The organism is Pseudomonas sp. DWP3-1-3b3 (assembly GCF_049896305.1).
Taxonomy (GTDB): domain Bacteria; phylum Pseudomonadota; class Gammaproteobacteria; order Pseudomonadales; family Pseudomonadaceae; genus Aquipseudomonas; species Aquipseudomonas azotoformans_A.
The window spans coordinates 214535-229968 of record NZ_JAFCUA010000007.1; the positions used below are offsets into that span (position 1 = coordinate 214535).

The 15434-nt window shown below is 61.8% G+C and carries 17 protein-coding genes; 5 read left to right on the forward strand and 12 right to left on the reverse strand.

The window, feature by feature from the left end:
- Window positions 1-12 precede the first annotated feature (12 nt).
- From rodA to ACP7BX_RS21875, 6 genes are all read right to left on the reverse strand, one after another.
- On the reverse strand, window positions 13-1116 hold the full coding sequence (gene rodA / locus ACP7BX_RS21850; RefSeq protein WP_314535250.1) for a rod shape-determining protein RodA: 1104 nt from the start codon (window positions 1114-1116) through the stop codon (window positions 13-15).
- Between the two features lie 31 nt (window positions 1117-1147).
- Window positions 1148-3046 carry a penicillin-binding protein 2 gene (mrdA, locus tag ACP7BX_RS21855; protein ID WP_033896437.1) on the reverse strand — a complete coding sequence of 633 codons (1899 nt, stop codon included), beginning with the start codon at window positions 3044-3046 and terminating at the stop codon, window positions 1148-1150.
- 15 nt (window positions 3047-3061) lie between these two features.
- Window positions 3062-3529 (reverse strand): 23S rRNA (pseudouridine(1915)-N(3))-methyltransferase RlmH, encoded by a 468-nt coding sequence (rlmH, locus tag ACP7BX_RS21860; RefSeq protein ID WP_003176297.1) that lies wholly within the window; start codon window positions 3527-3529, stop codon window positions 3062-3064.
- 9 nt (window positions 3530-3538) lie between these two features.
- A complete protein-coding gene (gene rsfS / locus ACP7BX_RS21865) occupies window positions 3539-4033 on the reverse strand; it encodes a ribosome silencing factor (protein ID WP_003237041.1) in 495 nt (164 codons plus the stop codon).
- Between the two features lie 69 nt (window positions 4034-4102).
- The gene (gene nadD, locus ACP7BX_RS21870) at window positions 4103-4747 is read right to left on the reverse strand and encodes a nicotinate-nucleotide adenylyltransferase (protein WP_033896435.1); all 645 of its coding nucleotides are present in this window, start codon (window positions 4745-4747) and stop codon (window positions 4103-4105) included.
- A complete protein-coding gene (locus ACP7BX_RS21875) occupies window positions 4747-6012 on the reverse strand; it encodes a glutamate-5-semialdehyde dehydrogenase (RefSeq protein WP_038847496.1) in 1266 nt (421 codons plus the stop codon). The genes nadD and ACP7BX_RS21875 overlap by 1 nt, the downstream gene beginning before the upstream one ends.
- 175 nt (window positions 6013-6187) lie before the next feature.
- Here ACP7BX_RS21875 and ACP7BX_RS21880 point away from each other — a divergent pair, with 175 nt between their 5' ends.
- On the forward strand, window positions 6188-6871 hold the full coding sequence (locus ACP7BX_RS21880) for a DNA-3-methyladenine glycosylase (RefSeq protein WP_426129896.1): 684 nt from the start codon (window positions 6188-6190) through the stop codon (window positions 6869-6871).
- Between the two features lie 16 nt (window positions 6872-6887).
- Window positions 6888-8204 carry a bifunctional DedA family/phosphatase PAP2 family protein gene (locus ACP7BX_RS21885; RefSeq protein ID WP_177059117.1) on the forward strand — a complete coding sequence of 439 codons (1317 nt, stop codon included), beginning with the start codon at window positions 6888-6890 and terminating at the stop codon, window positions 8202-8204.
- On the opposite strand, the gene ACP7BX_RS21890 is transcribed toward ACP7BX_RS21885, so the two are convergent.
- The 3 genes from ACP7BX_RS21890 to ACP7BX_RS21900 are packed head-to-tail and all read right to left on the reverse strand — an operon-like array spanning window position 8201 to window position 9879.
- The gene (locus ACP7BX_RS21890; protein WP_314535221.1) at window positions 8201-8791 is read right to left on the reverse strand and encodes an LON peptidase substrate-binding domain-containing protein; all 591 of its coding nucleotides are present in this window, start codon (window positions 8789-8791) and stop codon (window positions 8201-8203) included. The genes ACP7BX_RS21885 and ACP7BX_RS21890 overlap by 4 nt on opposite strands.
- Window positions 8792-8812: 21 nt before the next feature.
- Window positions 8813-9529, reverse strand: a complete 717-nt coding sequence (locus ACP7BX_RS21895; RefSeq protein ID WP_061434303.1) for an LrgB family protein — start codon at window positions 9527-9529, stop codon at window positions 8813-8815.
- Window positions 9526-9879 carry a CidA/LrgA family protein gene (locus ACP7BX_RS21900; RefSeq protein WP_016978575.1) on the reverse strand — a complete coding sequence of 118 codons (354 nt, stop codon included), beginning with the start codon at window positions 9877-9879 and terminating at the stop codon, window positions 9526-9528. The genes ACP7BX_RS21895 and ACP7BX_RS21900 overlap by 4 nt, the downstream gene beginning before the upstream one ends.
- Before the next feature lie 177 nt (window positions 9880-10056).
- Between ACP7BX_RS21900 and ACP7BX_RS21905 the strand changes: the two genes are divergently transcribed.
- The 3 genes from ACP7BX_RS21905 (at window position 10057) to ACP7BX_RS21915 (ending at window position 13007) form a co-directional block, all read left to right on the forward strand.
- Window positions 10057-10512, forward strand: a complete 456-nt coding sequence (locus ACP7BX_RS21905; RefSeq protein WP_269132112.1) for a MaoC family dehydratase — start codon at window positions 10057-10059, stop codon at window positions 10510-10512.
- Between the two features lie 105 nt (window positions 10513-10617).
- Window positions 10618-12336, forward strand: a complete 1719-nt coding sequence (locus ACP7BX_RS21910) for a C13 family peptidase (RefSeq protein ID WP_426129893.1) — start codon at window positions 10618-10620, stop codon at window positions 12334-12336.
- A gap of 29 nt (window positions 12337-12365) precedes the next feature.
- The gene (locus tag ACP7BX_RS21915; RefSeq protein WP_426129891.1) at window positions 12366-13007 is read left to right on the forward strand and encodes an oxidoreductase; all 642 of its coding nucleotides are present in this window, start codon (window positions 12366-12368) and stop codon (window positions 13005-13007) included.
- 122 nt (window positions 13008-13129) lie between these two features.
- On the opposite strand, the gene ACP7BX_RS21920 is transcribed toward ACP7BX_RS21915, so the two are convergent.
- From ACP7BX_RS21920 to mpl, 3 genes are read right to left on the reverse strand one after another with little or no spacing between them, the layout of a single operon-like run.
- Window positions 13130-13414: a YceK/YidQ family lipoprotein gene (locus tag ACP7BX_RS21920; protein WP_016978571.1), complete on the reverse strand. Its 285-nt coding sequence runs from the start codon at window positions 13412-13414 to the stop codon at window positions 13130-13132.
- Window positions 13407-14036 carry a flavin prenyltransferase UbiX gene (gene ubiX / locus ACP7BX_RS21925; protein ID WP_017735613.1) on the reverse strand — a complete coding sequence of 210 codons (630 nt, stop codon included), beginning with the start codon at window positions 14034-14036 and terminating at the stop codon, window positions 13407-13409. Before ubiX ends, ACP7BX_RS21920 begins: the two co-directional genes overlap by 8 nt.
- The gene (gene mpl, locus ACP7BX_RS21930) at window positions 14033-15382 is read right to left on the reverse strand and encodes a UDP-N-acetylmuramate:L-alanyl-gamma-D-glutamyl-meso-diaminopimelate ligase (RefSeq protein ID WP_426129888.1); all 1350 of its coding nucleotides are present in this window, start codon (window positions 15380-15382) and stop codon (window positions 14033-14035) included. Before mpl ends, ubiX begins: the two co-directional genes overlap by 4 nt.
- Window positions 15383-15434: the final 52 nt, after the last annotated feature.

Sequence of the window (15434 nt, forward strand, 5' to 3'; positions counted from 1 at the left end):
TCTTCACCTTATTCAAACCTGCGCGATCCATTTGCGATGCGTATGGATCGACATCAAAACCCCAAACGCTGACAGCAATGTCACCAGCGAAGTTCCGCCATAGCTAATGAACGGCAACGGCACCCCAACCACCGGCAACAGGCCACTGACCATACCGATGTTGACGAAAACGTAAACAAAAAAAGTCATGGTCAAGGCACCGGCCAGCAATTTGCCGAATAGTGTCTGCGCTTGCGCAGTGATCACCAGGCCGCGACCAATCAACAGCAAATAGATCAGCAACAGCGCGCAAATGCCCACCAGGCCGAACTCTTCGCCCATCACCGCAATGATGAAGTCGGTGTGGCTCTCAGGCAAAAAGTCCAGATGCGACTGGGTGCCCAGTAACCAACCCTTACCAAATACTCCACCAGAACCGATGGCCGCCTTGGACTGGATGATGTTCCAGCCGGTGCCCAGCGGGTCGCTTTCCGGGTCAAGGAAGGTGAGGATCCGCTGCTTCTGGTAGTCGTGCATAAAGAAGAACCACATGGCGATGGCCACGGGCACGGCGGCGGCCAGTACGCTGAGGATCCAGCGCCAGCGCAGACCGCCCATGAACAGTACGAACGCACCGCCCGCCAGGATCAGCAGCGAGGTGCCGAGGTCCGGCTGGCGCACGATCAGGATGAAGGGTATGCCGATCAGGATCAGGCTGACGCCCACGTGTTTGAGTTGCGGCGGCAAGGTGCGCTTGGACAAATACCAGGCGATGGTCGCCGGCATCAGGATCTTCATGAATTCCGACGGCTGGAAGCGAATCACCCCCGGAATGTTGATCCAGCGGGTCGCGCCCATGGCGTTGTGACCCATCACATCCACCACCACCAGCAGCAATACGCCTGCCACATAGCCCAAGGGCACCCACCGCGCCATGAAGCGCGGCTCAAGCTGGGCAATCACCACCATCGACAGCAGGCCCAGACCGAACGAGGAGGCTTGCTTGATCAGCAGGTCCCAGTTCTTGCCGCTGGCCGAATACAGGACGAACAGGCTGCCGGCCGCCAGGGTCAGCAGCAGGATCAGCAACGGGCCATCAATGTGCATGCGTTGCAGCAACGTCGCACGGCGACGCATCACATCTTCGCTGGAGAGGATGCGGTCAAAATTACTCTTCACGGGCCGTAACCTCAGTGCTTGAAGGGGGGCCGCCATATTCGGGCTTGAGCCTGCCGTCGTCGGCCAACAGCCAGGCGTCCATCACTTGGCGCACCACCGGCGCCGCGACGCCGGAGCCGGACTCGCCGTTCTCGACCATCACCGCGACCACGATTTTCGGGTCATCCGCCGGCGCGAAGCCGACAAACAAGGCGTGGTCCCGGTGGCGTTCCTGGACCTTGGTGCGGTCGTACTTCTCGCCCTGCTTGATCGCCACGACCTGGGCGGTACCGCTCTTGCCGGCAATGCGGTACTGCGCGCCAACGGCTGCCTTGCGTGCGGTACCACGGGCGCCGTGCATCACTTGCTGCATGCCATGGTTGACCTTGGTCCAGTCCGACGCGTCGCGCAGCACAATGTCGGGGATCGGGTTGTCGTCCACCGGTTTTTCACCTTCGATGGTCTTGGCCAGGTGCGGACGGTTCCAGATGCCTTTGTTGGCCACCAGCGCCGTGGCCTGGGCCAGTTGCAGCGGTGTGGCCTGCATATAGCCTTGGCCGATGCCGAGGATCAGGGTTTCACCCGGGAACCACGCCTGGCGACGGGTCGCGCGCTTCCACTCCCGCGACGGCATCAGGCCGGGGGATTCCTCGAACATGTCCAGGGAGACTTTCTGGCCGAGGCCGAACTTGCCCATATAGGTGGACAAGCGGTCGATCCCCAGCTTGTGCGCCAGGTCATAAAAATAGGTGTCGTTGGACCGCATGATCGCGGTGTCCAGGTCGACATAGCCGTCACCGGTGCGGTTCCAGTTACGGTATTTGTGATCGTAGTTGGGCAGCATGTAATAGCCCGGATCGAACACCCGGCTGGAGGCTGTGACCACACCCGCGTCCAACCCCGCAATCGCCACCGCCGGTTTGATCGTCGACCCCGGCGGATACAGGCCGCGCAGTACGCGGTTGAACAGCGGGCGGTCGATGGAATCACGCAACTCGGCATAGGCCTTGAAGCTGATGCCAGTCACAAACAGGTTAGGGTCAAAGCTGGGCTGGCTGACCATCGCCAGCACTTCGCCGGTCTTCGGGTCCAGCGCCACCACCGCGCCACGACGACCACCCAGGGCCATCTCGGCGGCTTCCTGCAACTTGATGTCCAGGCTCAGGACGATGTCCTTGCCCGGTACCGGGTCGGTACGCTTGAGCACCCGGAGCACGCGGCCACGGGCGTTGGTCTCGACTTCTTCGTAACCGACCTGGCCGTGCAACTCCGGCTCGTAGAAACGCTCGATGCCGGTCTTGCCGATATGGTGGGTACCGCTGTAATTGACCGGATCGAGGGTCTTCAGCTCTTTCTCGTTGATCCGCCCCATGTAGCCGACGGAGTGAGCAAAGTGTGGCCCTTGCGGGTAATGGCGCACCAACTGCGCCACCACTTCCACACCCGGCAAACGGAACTGGTTCACCGCGATCCGCGCGATCTGTTCTTCGGTCAGCTCAAACAGGATTGGCACCGGCTCAAACGGCCGACGCCCCTGCTTCATGCGTTTCTCGAAGATCACCCGGTCTTCCGGCGTCAGTTGCAGCACCTCGACGATCACATCGAGGATCTGCTGCCAGTCACCGGAGCGCTCGCGGGTCATGCTCAGGCTGAAACTGGGCCGGTTATCCGCCACCACCACGCCATTGCGGTCGAAAATCAGCCCACGGGTTGGCGGAATCGGCTGCACATGCACCCGGTTGTTTTCCGACAAGGTGGAGTGATAGTCGTACTGGATCACCTGCAAGAAATACAGGCGCGCGATCAGCACACCCAACAACGCCACCACCATGATTGCGCCAAACACCACGCGAGCGCGTACAAGACGTGCGTCTTTCTCGTGGTCCTTGATGCGGATCGGCTGGGTCATCGGGAGGGGCGCAGATTATTTGTGGTAAGGGTGCCCGGACAGAACTGTCCAGGCGCGATACAGCTGTTCACCGATCAGAATCCGTACCAACGGGTGCGGCAAGGTCAACGCCGACAGCGACCAACGCTGATCCGCCCGCGCACAGACCTCCGGCGCCAGCCCTTCGGGGCCGCCGACCATGAAGTTGACGGTGCGCGAATCCAGGCGCCAGCGATCCAGTTCCACCGCCAACTGCTCGGTGCTCCAGGGTTTGCCGTGCACTTCAAGGGTAACGATGCGCTCGTTGGGGCCGACCTTGGCCAGCATGGCTTCGCCTTCCTGACGGATAAAGCGCGCCACATCGGCATTCTTGCCCCGGGTGTTAAGCGGTATTTCCACCAGCTCAAGCGACAGCTCAGCGGGCAGACGTTTGGCATACTCATGCCAGCCTTCTTCCACCCACTTGGGCATGCGTGAACCGACAGCGATCAGACGCAGGCGCACAGCCGTTCCTTATTCCTGGTCTTTGTTCAGCTTGTCGAAGTGCGCGTGGCCCACTTCCGGGCTGTGGTGCTTGCCATCGGCGGCACGGCTCTGCTCGGCGCCTTTCCACAGACGCTCCAGGTCGTAGAACTGACGGGCATTGGAGGTCATCATGTGAACGATCACGTCGTCCATGTCCAGCAGCACCCAGTCGCTGTCGCCCTTGCCTTCTTCACCCAGTGGCTTGACGCCTTGGGCTTTGACAGCTTCGCGGACCTTGTCCAGCATCGCGCCGATCTGGCGGTTCGAAGTACCGGTGGCGATGATCATGTAGTCGGTGATGCTCTGCTTGTCGCGCACGTCCAGCACCTGGATGTCCTGGGCTTTAACGTCTTCCAGGGCAGCCACGGCGACTTTTACCAGCTCTTCGCCAGCCAGCTCTGGGCCAACGTGGGCTTCTACCGGCAGCGGGGCGCTTTTGAAGGTGCCTTTGCGCTTAACTTTGCTTACGTCTTTGTTCGTCATATAAAACTCGTTTTGCTCGTATGTTCGGGCGCTCGCTGCACGACATTTCGTGCGTTCAAGCGCGCCTTTTCAGTTCGACGCACGGTAAAGCCCGTGCGCATCGATGTAGGCCAGGACCGCGTCAGGCACCAGGAAACGTACCGACTTACCGCTGGCCAGCAGTTGACGGATCTGGGTGGCGGACACCGCAAGCGGGGTCTGCCAGACGAATGCAATATTCCCGTTCGGCCCGGTCAGGGCCAAGGGGTCACTTACCGACCGCGCGGCCAGCAGGTTGCGCAAGGCATCCGGCGGTTCGCTGTCGGCATCCGGGCGTTGCAAAACCAGGATGTGGCAATGCTGGAGGAGTTCCTCCCAGCGATGCCAAGAGGGCAGGCCGCAAAATGCGTCCCAGCCCAAAAGCAGAAACAACTGGTCATCTGCGGCCATTTCAGCGCGCATCACTTCCAGGGTATCGACAGTGTAGGACGGTTTGTCACGCTTGAGCTCGTGGTCGTCCACCACCAGCGGCGTTATGCCCTCCACCGCCAGGCGTACCATTTCCAGGCGCTGCTGCGGCGACACTTGCGGCGTATCGCGATGGGGCGGCCGAGCGTTGGGCATCACGCGCAACTCGTCCAGCGCGAGGGCATCCGCGACTTCCAGGGCGCTGCGCAAATGGCCGATGTGCACGGGGTCGAAAGTACCGCCGAGCAACCCGATGCGTTTACCCATCAAGTGCGCACATGACCATCGCCGAACACCACGTACTTCTCGCTGGTCAGGCCTTCCAGGCCAACCGGGCCACGGGCGTGGAGCTTGTCGGTGGAAATACCGATCTCCGCCCCCAGGCCGTACTCGAAGCCGTCGGCAAAACGCGTCGAGGCGTTGATCATCACCGAAGCGGAATCCACTTCGTTGAGGAAACGCCGGGCATCGCTGAAATGCTCAGAGACAATGGCGTCGGTGTGCTTGGAGCCGTAGGTGTTGATGTGTTCGATGGCTTCGTCCAGATCGTCGACCAGCTTGATCGACAGGATCGGCGCCGTGTATTCGGTGTACCAATCCAGTTCGGTCGCCTCGATCACGTCCGCGCCCAATAGCGCACGGGTACGCTCACAACCGCGCAATTCCACACCTTTGTCCCGGTAGATGGCAGCCAGCGGCGGCAGCACGCGCTCGGCAATGCCTGCGTGCACCAGCAGGGTTTCCATGGTGTTGCACGGGGCGTAACGGTGGGTCTTGGCGTTGTCGGCGATGCGGATCGCTTTGTCGATGTCGGCGGCAATGTCGATGTAGACATGGCACACGCCGTCCAGGTGCTTGATCACCGGCACCTTGGCATCACGGCTGACGCGCTCGATCAGGCTCTTGCCACCGCGCGGCACGATCACGTCGACGAATTCCGGCATGGTGATCAGCGCGCCCACAGCGGCACGGTCGGTGGTTTCCACCACTTGCACCACTTCGGCGGGCAACTCGGCCACGGCCAGGCCCTGCTGGATGCACGCGGCGATGGCGCGGTTGGAATTGATCGCCTCGGAACCGCCACGCAGGATGGTGGCATTGCCGGACTTGAGGCACAGGCTCGCGGCGTCGATGGTCACGTTCGGGCGCGACTCATAAATGATGCCGATCACGCCCAGGGGCACGCGCATCTTGCCGACCTGGATGCCGGACGGCAGGTAACGCATATCGCGAATTTCACCAATGGGGTCAGGCAGCTTGGCCACCTGACGCAGGCCTTCGATCATGTCGTCGATACGTGCCGGGGTCAGCGCCAGGCGGTCCAGCAGGGCCGGTTCCAGGCCATTGGCGCGGCCGTTGGCCAGGTCTTGCTCGTTGGCGGCAGTGAGCTCGGAGCGCGAAGCATCCAGAGCGTCGGCGGCGGCCAGCAGGGCGCGGTTCTTCTGCGCGGTGCTCGCACGGGCGATCAACCGCGAGGCCTGACGGGCAGCGCGACCCAGGCGGGTCATGTAGTCAAGAACGGACTCAGTCATGGTCAGGGAGTCTTGGCAGGGAGGAAAGCGGCAGATTATAGCTGTGACGCCGCCCGACTGACAGCGGTGAGGGGCGGATGGTCGAAATGAACTGTAAAAACCTGGGGTTCAGCGGTAATTAAGGTGGGAGTTGTTATGATTCCGTCACATTTAGCCGTATTTACCCCTGACTGCCATGCCCAGCCCATCGCCCCAACTCCCCGCCAGCGCCCTGCCGGACAGCTTCTTCGACCGTGACGCGCAAATTCTTGCGCAGGCATTGCTCGGAAAAATCATCCGTCATCGCGTGGGAAAAATCTGGCTTTCAGCGCGAATTATTGAAACCGAAGCCTATTACGTGGCCGAAAAAGGCAGCCATGCTTCATTGGGCTACACAGAAAAGCGTAAGGCTTTGTTTCTGGATGGTGGCCATATCTACATGTATTACGCCCGTGGCGGCGATTCCCTGAACTTCAGCGCCCATGGGCCGGGCAATGCCGTGTTGATCAAATCGGCCTATCCGTGGGTCGATGAATTATCCGGCCCGGCGAGCCTGGCGCAGATGCTGCTGAACAACCCGAATGCCGACGGCAGCCCACGCGCCACGCAGAAACTCTGCGCCGGCCAGACCCTGCTGTGCAAAGCCCTGGGGTTGAAGGTGCCGATGTGGGACGCCAAGCGTTTCGATCAGGAACGGCTCTACGTTGAAGACGTGGGCCAGACCCCGATTCAGATCATCCAGACCACGCGCCTGGGCATCCCCAGCGGGCGTGATGAACACCTGATGTACCGCTTCGTCGATGCGGGCTACGCGCCATATTGCACGCGGAACCCGCTGCGTCGGGGCCAGGTCGAAGGCCGCGATTATTTTTTGATTTGAGCAGGGAGTGGATTGTATGGGCCAATGGCTCGATAGCATTACCGGCTGGTTGACGCTAAACCCCGAATGGCTGGCGGTCGCGGTGTTTATTGTCGCCTGCGTGGAGTGCCTGGCCATCGCCGGGTTGATCGTGCCGGGCACGGTGTTGTTGTTTGCCATTGCCGCCCTCGCCGGCAGCGGTGCGCTGTCACTCAGCGAAACGTTGTTGCTGGGCTTCCTCGGCGGTTTGCTGGGTGATGCGGTTTCCTACTTCCTGGGCCGACATTTCCATCAGAACATCCGGCGTTTACCCGGCTTGCGCCACCACCCGGAATGGATGAACAGCGCCGAAACCTACTTCCACAAGTACGGCATCGCCAGCCTGCTGGTCGGCCGTTTCATCGGCCCGCTGCGCCCCATGCTGCCGATGGTGGCCGGGATGTGCGATATGCCCTTCCCGCGCTTTGCGATTGTCAGCATCGTCGCGGCCGCGGGCTGGTCCGTGGCGTATCTGCTGCCAGGCTGGGCGACCGGCGCCGCTTTCCGCCTGCCATTGCCCGAAGGTTTCTGGCCGGAAGCCGGCATCGTTGCCGCCTGTATCGCGGTGGTGGTGGGCCTGAGTTTGAACAGCAGCCTGCGCGGCCATCGTCGCGCCACCTTGTGGATCGGCTGCGCCAGCCTGACCGTATTGATCGCCTTGTTTATCGGCTACCCCCACCTCAATGACTTCGACCAGGGCCTGAGCGCCCTGGTGCAGGAACACCGCAGCCCGTGGCTGGACGAGGTCATGGTACGCATCACCCAACTGGGCGAATTCAAGAAGATGTTCTTCGCCAGCGCCGTGTTCACTGGCCTGTTGCTACTGGCGCGACAATGGCGCCATGCCGTGTTCGTCGGCGCGACGCTGGCCGGAGCTGCGGTGATCAACACCGGGACCAAGTTGTTTTTCGCACGTGGCCGCCCGGAAATCCTGACAGACCCACTGACCAGTTTCAGCATGCCCAGCGGCCATGCGTCCGGTGCGTTCGCGTTTTTCCTGGCGCTGGCGATCCTGGCCGGTCGCGGGCAACCCGTGCGGTTGCGCCTGACCTGGATGCTGCTGGGCTGTATTCCTGCCGCGTTCATTGCGCTATCGCGCGTCTACCTCGGCGCCCATTGGCCCACGGACATCCTGGCCGGCACGCTGCTGGCAATGACAGTGTGCGCGTTCAGCCTGGGCATCACCCAGTACCGCAGCCCGCTGCCGGCCATGTCGCAAAAAACCTGGTGGCTGTTGCTACCGGCGCTGGTCGCGGTGTTGAGCTTCATCGCGCTTACCGGCACGCCCCACGCCCTGCTGCGCTATGCCTATTAAGTGAACAGTTCGCCCTGCAACTCGTCGAGCAGCATCTGGATCGCGTCCAGCCGCTGTTGCGGGTCGTCGAGTTGCAGCAGGTCGATCTTATCGGCCTCGGTAAAGGGCAGCAGATACGCCAACTGATTGCCCAAGGCTTGCTGGCCGTCGGCGTGGGCGTCCATGTCCAGCGAGGCCACCATCGGGTGCTCGGCCAACGCCTGGAGCAGCGCCAGCAGATCGGCGTCTTCCTCTTCCAAGGGTTGGTCCGGCAGCTCTTCGAGCCACTGCACATCAGCCACCAACAATTGATCCTTCTGCACACCGGCATCGCGTACACGGAACCGGCGCCCGCCTTCGACGCGAATACCCAGCAGGCCGTTGTCCTGTTGCTTGAAGTCGCGGATCAGCGCTTCACAGCCGATCAATGCGTAGCCATCCGGCGCCGTGCCCACCTCCTGGCCGTCAAGAATGCACACCACGCCGAAGCTTTCGCCCCTTTTCATGCAACGGGCGACCATGTCCAGGTAGCGCGCCTCGAACAGTTGCAGGTCGAGGGTGCAGCCAGGGAACAGCACGGTATTGAGCGGGAACAGCGCCAGACTCATAAAGGTTTCCTTAAACCTGGTTTAAACGATCACCGACACGGCCAGCGGCAGGAACACTGCCGTGGCCACGCCCATCAGACTCATCGCCAGCGCTGCAAAGGCGCCGCATTCTTCGCTTTCCTGCAGGGCCACCGACGTGCCGACGGCGTGGGCCGTCATGCCCAGCGCCATGCCGCGCGCCTCGGGGCTGTGCACACCCAGGCGCGACAAATAGGCCGGGCCGATCATCGCGCCGACCACCCCGGTGATCAGCACAAACACCGCCGCCAGGGCCGCCACGCCGCCGATCTGCTCGGCCACCAGCATGGCAATTGGCGAGGTCACCGACTTGGGCGCCATGGTCATCAACATCATGTGCTCGGCACCAAACCACCAACCCAGCAGCACACACAGGCCGGTGGCGAGCACCCCACCTATCACCAGCGTAGTAAAAATCGGCCAGAACAATTGCCGAATGCGCCGCAGGTTCAGGTAAAGCGGCACGGCCAGGGCCACCGTCGCCGGGCCAAGCAGGATGCCCATGATCTCGGTGCTCTTGCGGTACTCGGCGTAGCTCAGGCCACAGCTGATCAGCACGCCGATCACCAGCAGCATGGACACCAGCACCGGCTGCAGGAAGATCCAGCGGGTTTTCTCGAACCCTGCCAGTACCAGTTGATAGGCGCCAAGGGTGATGCCGATGCCGAATAGCGGGTGATGAATGACTGCCGTCCACGCGCCCTGCCAGTCGACGATCATTGATCCTTCTCCTTGCGCTTGACCATCTGCTGCATCAACACGCCCACGAAGCCCATGGCAATCACCAGCGACAGCACCAGCGCGCCGACAATTGCCCAGAAATCCGCGGCAATGTCCTTGGCATACACCATCACCCCTACCGCTGGCGGCACCAGCAGCAACGGCAAGTAACGCAATAGGCTGCTGGCCGCCAGGCTCAAGGGCTCGCCGACCTCGCCCTTCCAGATCAGGAACCCCAGCATCAGCAGCAGGCCGATGATCGGCCCCGGCAGCACCGGCAACAGCAAATGATTGATCGCCGTGCCGATCAGTTGAAACAGCACCAGCCAGGTCAGGCCACGTAACAGCATCCGTTCTTCCCCCTCAAGACTCGCCCGCATTATAAGCACGCCCGCCCTATGCACCGGCATTCGCCAAAAGCATGGTGGGTTGACCGAGCCGATTGGCCATGATGATCTACATTGGTTCTCTGTAACCCATAAAAAACCAGACGTTGTACACAGCGTGATGAACCAAGGAGAGACGCAATGCCCTATGTACCCGTAGCGCAGCTCAAAGATTATGTCGGCAAGGAACTGGGACGTTCCGAATGGCTCACCATCGACCAGGCGCGTATCAACCTGTTCGCCGAGGCCACGGGCGATCATCAGTTCATCCACGTCGACCCGGTCAAGGCCGCGCAAACCCCGTTCGGCAGCACCATCGCCCACGGTTTCCTGTCGCTGTCGCTGATGCCCAAGCTGATGGAAGACCTGCTGATTGTGCCCGAAGGCCTGAAGATGGCCGTCAACTATGGCCTGGACAGCGTGCGATTCATTCAGCCGGTCAAGGTCAACTCCAAGGTGCGCCTGAACGTGACGCTCAATGACGTCATCGAGAAAAAACCCGGCCAATGGCTGCTCAAGGCCACCGCTACCCTGGAAATCGAAGGCCAGGAAAAACCGGCTTACATTGCCGAGTCGTTGTCGCTCTACTTCGTGTAAGCCCGTGCCTGTGGTGGGGATATAAACCTCACCACAGTGTATGTAAATTTATGTATGAAACTCGCAGCTGCGGCATACTCGGCGCTCAATTATCCGGATCCCGCTATGCGCCCACTTGCTCCCCTCGCCCTTGCCCTGTTGCTCACCGCTTGCGGAGACGGCGAATCGCTGTTGCCGCCCGATGCGCGCCTGCCCGACGGCGGCCGTTACCGGGGCGATGTGGTCGATGGCTTGCTGCAAGGCCAGGGCCGCGTGGACTACCCCAACGGCAGCTGGTACGCCGGCCAGTTCGATAAAGGCCAGTGGCACGGTCAGGGCGAGTGGCATGGCAGCAATGGCGAAGTCTATAAAGGCCAGTTCCAACAGGGCCTGTTCGACGGCCAAGGCAGCTTGACCACGGCGGGCAGCCACTATGTCGGCGGCTTCAAAAATGGTCGACGCAATGGCGAAGGCACCCTCAAAGAGGGGCAGATGACCTATCGCGGCGAGTTCAAGGACGACCAGTATTCCGGCCTCGGCCGCCTGGAGCTGGCCGACGGCAGCCAATACCAGGGCCAGTTCGCCCACGGCAAGCCGAATGGCGAAGGCCAGCGCAACGACGACAGCGGCAACCAGTTCAGCGGCCATTTCGTCGATGGCCAGCTGGAGGGTAATGGCACGTTCAACAGCGCCGATGGCGACATCTATGTCGGCCAGTTCAAACAGAACCAACTGAACGGCAAGGGCCGCTACGAGAACGCCGACGGCGACGTGTGGATCGGCCAGTTCAAGGAAGGCGCGCTCAGCGGCAAGGGCGAATTGATCGGCGTGGATGGCAGCCACTATGTCGGCCAGTTCAGCGATTGGCGCTTCACCGGCGAAGGCCGCCTGAACCTCACCGACGGCAGCTTCTATATCGGCGGTTTCGAAAGCGACAGCTATCAAGGCAAAGGCACCCTGGTACTCACCGACGGCACCGTACAGGCCGGCACCTGGGTCAACGGTATGCGCGTGCGTGACGCCGACGGCAAACTGCTGCCCGACCCGTTGGAAATCGGCGTATTGGCTCAGGGTCGCCTGCTCGACGCAGCCCTCGCCGCCGTGCCCGCCTCCACTCCGGCGGTGGAGCTGTACACCCTGGCCGTGGCCGGCGATGGCAAGCAGAGCGTGTTCCTGCGCGAAGCCGATTACGTCAGCAACATGCTCGCCACCCGTTTCGGTGCACGCGGGCAGATTCGCCTGGTCAACCACCGCGACCACATTGCCGACCGCCCGCTGGCCACTCGCGAAAGCCTGCGCCGCGCCGTGCAGACCCTGGCCGACCGCACCGGCCCGGAAGACCTGGTGTTTATCTACATGACCAGCCACGGCACCCACGAACACGAACTGGTGCTCGACCAACCGCGCATGGAGCTGGCCGACCTGCCCGCCGATGAACTCGCCGCCGTGCTGGCACCGCTGAAGAATCGCGACAAGATCGTGGTGATCTCGGCCTGCTACTCCGGTGGTTTCATCCCGGCCTTGAAGGACGAGCGCACCCTGATCATGACCGCCTCCCGCGCTGATCGCGTGTCCTTCGGTTGCTCCGAAGAAGCCGACTTCACCTACTTTGGCGACGCCCTCTTCGCCCAAGCCTTCAACCAGACCGACGACTTGCAGCAAGCCTTCAAGCTGGCACAGCTGCATGTGGCCGAACGCGAGCAGGCGGACAACTTCGAAGCCTCCGAACCGCAGATCTGGGCACCCAAGGGTGTGATCGCCCATTGGCAACTATTACGCAAACAGCAGGCACGAAAGGCGCTCGAAAGCGTCTCAATGAATAGCAAGGAAGCCAAAGGCAACTAAGCTGAACTGTGTAACAAGGGGGAAACACCATGTACCTGACGCCTCAGCATATCTTGCTCGCCGGAGCCAGCGGCCTTACCGGCGAACACCTGCTCGATCGCCTGCTCAACGAACCCACCGTGACCCGCGTACTCGCGCCCAGCCGCAAGCCATTGGCCGAACACCCGCACCTGGAAAACCCGGTGGGCGACCCGGCGGTGTTCCTGCCGCAGCTGAGTGGCCAGGTGGACCTGGCCTTCTGCTGCCTGGGCACCACCATCAAACAGGCGGGCTCCGAAGCGGCGTTTCGCGCCGTCGATCTGGACATGGTCGTGGCCTTCGCCAAACGCGCGCGGGAAATGGGCGCACGCCACCTGATCGTGATCAGTGCAATTGGCGCCGATCCAAAATCCTCGATCTTCTACAACCGCGTCAAAGGGGAAATGGAAGAAGCACTCAAAGCCCAAGACTGGCCACAACTGACCATCGTGCGGCCGTCGTTGCTATTGGGGGAACGGCTGGAACCGCGCTTGGCGGAGCAACTGGCCGGGCCGTTGTCGCGACTGATTCCGGGCAAATACCACGGCATTGAAGTGTGCGAACTGGCCCGGGCCATGTGGCGCCTGGCGCTGGAAGAGCAGGACGGGGTGCGGGTGGTGGAGTCGGATGAGTTGCGCAAACTCGGCAAGTAGTTTTGTGCTGAACAGAAGGGCCTCATCGCGGGCAAGCCCGCTCCCACATTTGGAGCTGTGTGAACCCAATCAAATGTGGGAGCTGGCTTGCCTGCGATGAGGCCAGCACAGGCAATACACCTCTATAGGCCCCCTGTGGCATTGAAGCCAACCCCAAGTACCGTCAACACCGACAGCGGCAACAATAAGGTATCGAGCAACGCACTCGCCGGCAGATCCACACCGGGATAAGCCGGCGCCTCGGCACCAAACCTGTCCTTGGCGCAGCAACCGCCATTCATTGCATACAAATCCAACCGCGTTCCGGCATACACCACCGGTGCGCCAGGTTGCGCCGCGTCCAACGTGCGCGCGGTGGCGCAGCCCGTCAGTTGCAGCGCCAGCAGGATCAGCAGCGCCTTATTCATCGCTGCTCAGATGGTGTTCGCCCCAACGCGGCAGCATGTCTTGGGGAATATTCAGCAGGTTGAGAATGCGCGCCACCACAAAATCCACCAGGTCATCGATGGTCTGCGGCTGGTGATAGAAACCCGGCGAGGCCGGCAGAATCGTCACGCCCATGTTCGACAGCTTGAGCATGTGCTCCAGGTGAATGCTCGAATACGGCGCTTCACGGGGCACCAGGATCAACTGGCGGCGCTCCTTCAAGGTCACGTCCGCTGCGCGCTCGATCAGGTTGTTGCAGGCTCCCGTGGCAATGGCCGACAGGGTGCCGGTGGAACACGGCACCACCACCATCGCCGCCGGCGCACCCGAACCAGACGCCACGGGCGACATCCAGTCCTCTTTGCCGTAGACCTTGATCTGCCCCGCCGCCGCACCGGTGTATTCGGTGAGGAAGGCCTGCATCATCTGCACCTTGGGCGGCAGCGCCACGTCGGTCTCGGTGGCCATCACCAGTTGCGCCGCCTTGGAGATCAGGAAGTGCACCTCACGGTCTTCGCGCACCAGACAATCCAGCAGGCGCAAACCATAAGGCGCACCGGAGGCGCCGGTCATCGCCAGCGTGACGCGTTCCGGGCCACTCATTTCAGCGCCTCGGCCAGTTTGCCGTGCAGGCCACCAAAGCCGCCGTTGCTCATGACCACCACGTGGGTGCCCGGCTTGGCCTGGTGTTTGACGTGTTCGATGATGCCTTCGATGGAGTCACACACAGTTGAAGGCACGGTGCACAGCGCTGCGATTCCCGGCAGGTCCCAGCCGAGGTTGGCCGGTGCGTACCAGACCACCTGGTCGGCGTCGTTGACGCTTTCCGGCAGGCCATCGCGGTGGGCACCCAGCTTCATGGAGTTGGAGCGCGGCTCGACAATCGCAATGATCGGCGCATCGCCGACACGCTTGCGCAGGCCGTCCAACGTAGTCGCAATGGCCGTCGGGTGGTGGGCAAAGTCGTCGTAGATGGTAATCCCATTCACGTCGGCAACTTTTTCCATGCGGCGCTTCACGCTTTTGAAAGCGCTCAACGCGGCAATGCCCATGGACGGCACCACACCCACATGCCGCGCAGCCGCCAGGGTGACCAAGGCGTTGGCGACGTTGTGCTGGCCGGTCATGTCCCACACGACGACGCCTTGGGCCTCGCCTTCGAACAGCACTTCAAATCTGGAACCGTCTTCGCTGAGCAGCTTGACCTGCCACTGCCCACCCACGCCGGTGGTTTGCACCGGGGTCCAGCAGCCCATCTCGATCACACGCTGCAAGGCAGGTTCGGTGGTCGGGTGGATCACCAGGCCTTCGCTTGGAATAGTGCGTACCAAGTGATGGAACTGACGCTCGATAGCCGGCAGATCAGGGAAGATGTCGGCGTGATCGAATTCCAGGTTGTTCAGGATCGCTGTGCGCGGGCGGTAGTGAACGAACTTGGAGCGTTTGTCGAAGAAGGCGCTGTCGTATTCATCCGCCTCGATCACAAAGAACGGCGTGTCGCCCAGGCGCGCCGACACCGAGAAGTTCTGCGGCACGCCGCCGATCAGGAAGCCTGGGCTCATGCCTGCGTGTTCCAACACCCAGGCGAGCATGCTGCTGGTGGTGGTCTTGCCGTGAGTGCCGGCCACCGCGAGCACCCAACGGCCTTGCAGCACATGATCCGCCAGCCATTGCGGGCCGGACACATAAGGCAAACCTTTATTGAGTACGTATTCGACCGCCGGGTTGCCACGGGACATGGCATTGCCGATCACCACCAGGTCCGGGACCGGGTCGAATTGCGACGGGTCGTAGCCTTGGGTCAGCTCGATGCCCTGGGCCTCGAGTTGCGTGCTCATGGGCGGATAGACGTTGGCGTCGGAGCCTGTCACGTGATGGCCCAGCTCTTTGGCCAGAACCGCCATCGAGCCCATGAACGTGCCGCAAATACCGAGAATATGAATGTGCATAGTCGACCTCGTAAAACATCGAGGCAGGTTAGCGCAGGGGGGCAAAAATCGC

Bases quoted from the DNA above. Each gene is read 5' to 3' on its own strand.
- mrdA (WP_033896437.1), bottom strand. From the start codon at position 3,046: ATGACCCAGCCGATCCGCATCAAGGACCACGAGAAAGACGCACGTCTT.
- ACP7BX_RS21920 (WP_016978571.1), bottom strand. From the start codon at position 13,414: ATGAATAAGGCGCTGCTGATCCTGCTGGCGCTGCAACTGACGGGCTGC.
- ACP7BX_RS21885 (WP_177059117.1), top strand. From the start codon at position 6,888: ATGGGCCAATGGCTCGATAGCATTACCGGCTGGTTGACGCTAAACCCC.
- rodA (WP_314535250.1), bottom strand. From the start codon at position 1,116: ATGCGTCGCCGTGCGACGTTGCTGCAACGCATGCACATTGATGGCCCG.
- ACP7BX_RS21905 (WP_269132112.1), top strand. From the start codon at position 10,057: ATGCCCTATGTACCCGTAGCGCAGCTCAAAGATTATGTCGGCAAGGAA.
- ACP7BX_RS21900 (WP_016978575.1), bottom strand. From the start codon at position 9,879: ATGCTGTTACGTGGCCTGACCTGGCTGGTGCTGTTTCAACTGATCGGC.
- rsfS (WP_003237041.1), bottom strand. From the start codon at position 4,033: ATGACGAACAAAGACGTAAGCAAAGTTAAGCGCAAAGGCACCTTCAAA.
- nadD (WP_033896435.1), bottom strand. From the start codon at position 4,747: ATGGGTAAACGCATCGGGTTGCTCGGCGGTACTTTCGACCCCGTGCAC.
- ACP7BX_RS21910 (WP_426129893.1), top strand. From the start codon at position 10,618: ATGCGCCCACTTGCTCCCCTCGCCCTTGCCCTGTTGCTCACCGCTTGC.
- ACP7BX_RS21880 (WP_426129896.1), top strand. From the start codon at position 6,188: ATGCCCAGCCCATCGCCCCAACTCCCCGCCAGCGCCCTGCCGGACAGC.
- ACP7BX_RS21915 (WP_426129891.1), top strand. From the start codon at position 12,366: ATGTACCTGACGCCTCAGCATATCTTGCTCGCCGGAGCCAGCGGCCTT.
- ACP7BX_RS21890 (WP_314535221.1), bottom strand. From the start codon at position 8,791: ATGAGTCTGGCGCTGTTCCCGCTCAATACCGTGCTGTTCCCTGGCTGC.
- ACP7BX_RS21895 (WP_061434303.1), bottom strand. From the start codon at position 9,529: ATGATCGTCGACTGGCAGGGCGCGTGGACGGCAGTCATTCATCACCCG.
- ubiX (WP_017735613.1), bottom strand. From the start codon at position 14,036: ATGAGTGGCCCGGAACGCGTCACGCTGGCGATGACCGGCGCCTCCGGT.
- ACP7BX_RS21875 (WP_038847496.1), bottom strand. From the start codon at position 6,012: ATGACTGAGTCCGTTCTTGACTACATGACCCGCCTGGGTCGCGCTGCC.
- mpl (WP_426129888.1), bottom strand. From the start codon at position 15,382: ATGCACATTCATATTCTCGGTATTTGCGGCACGTTCATGGGCTCGATG.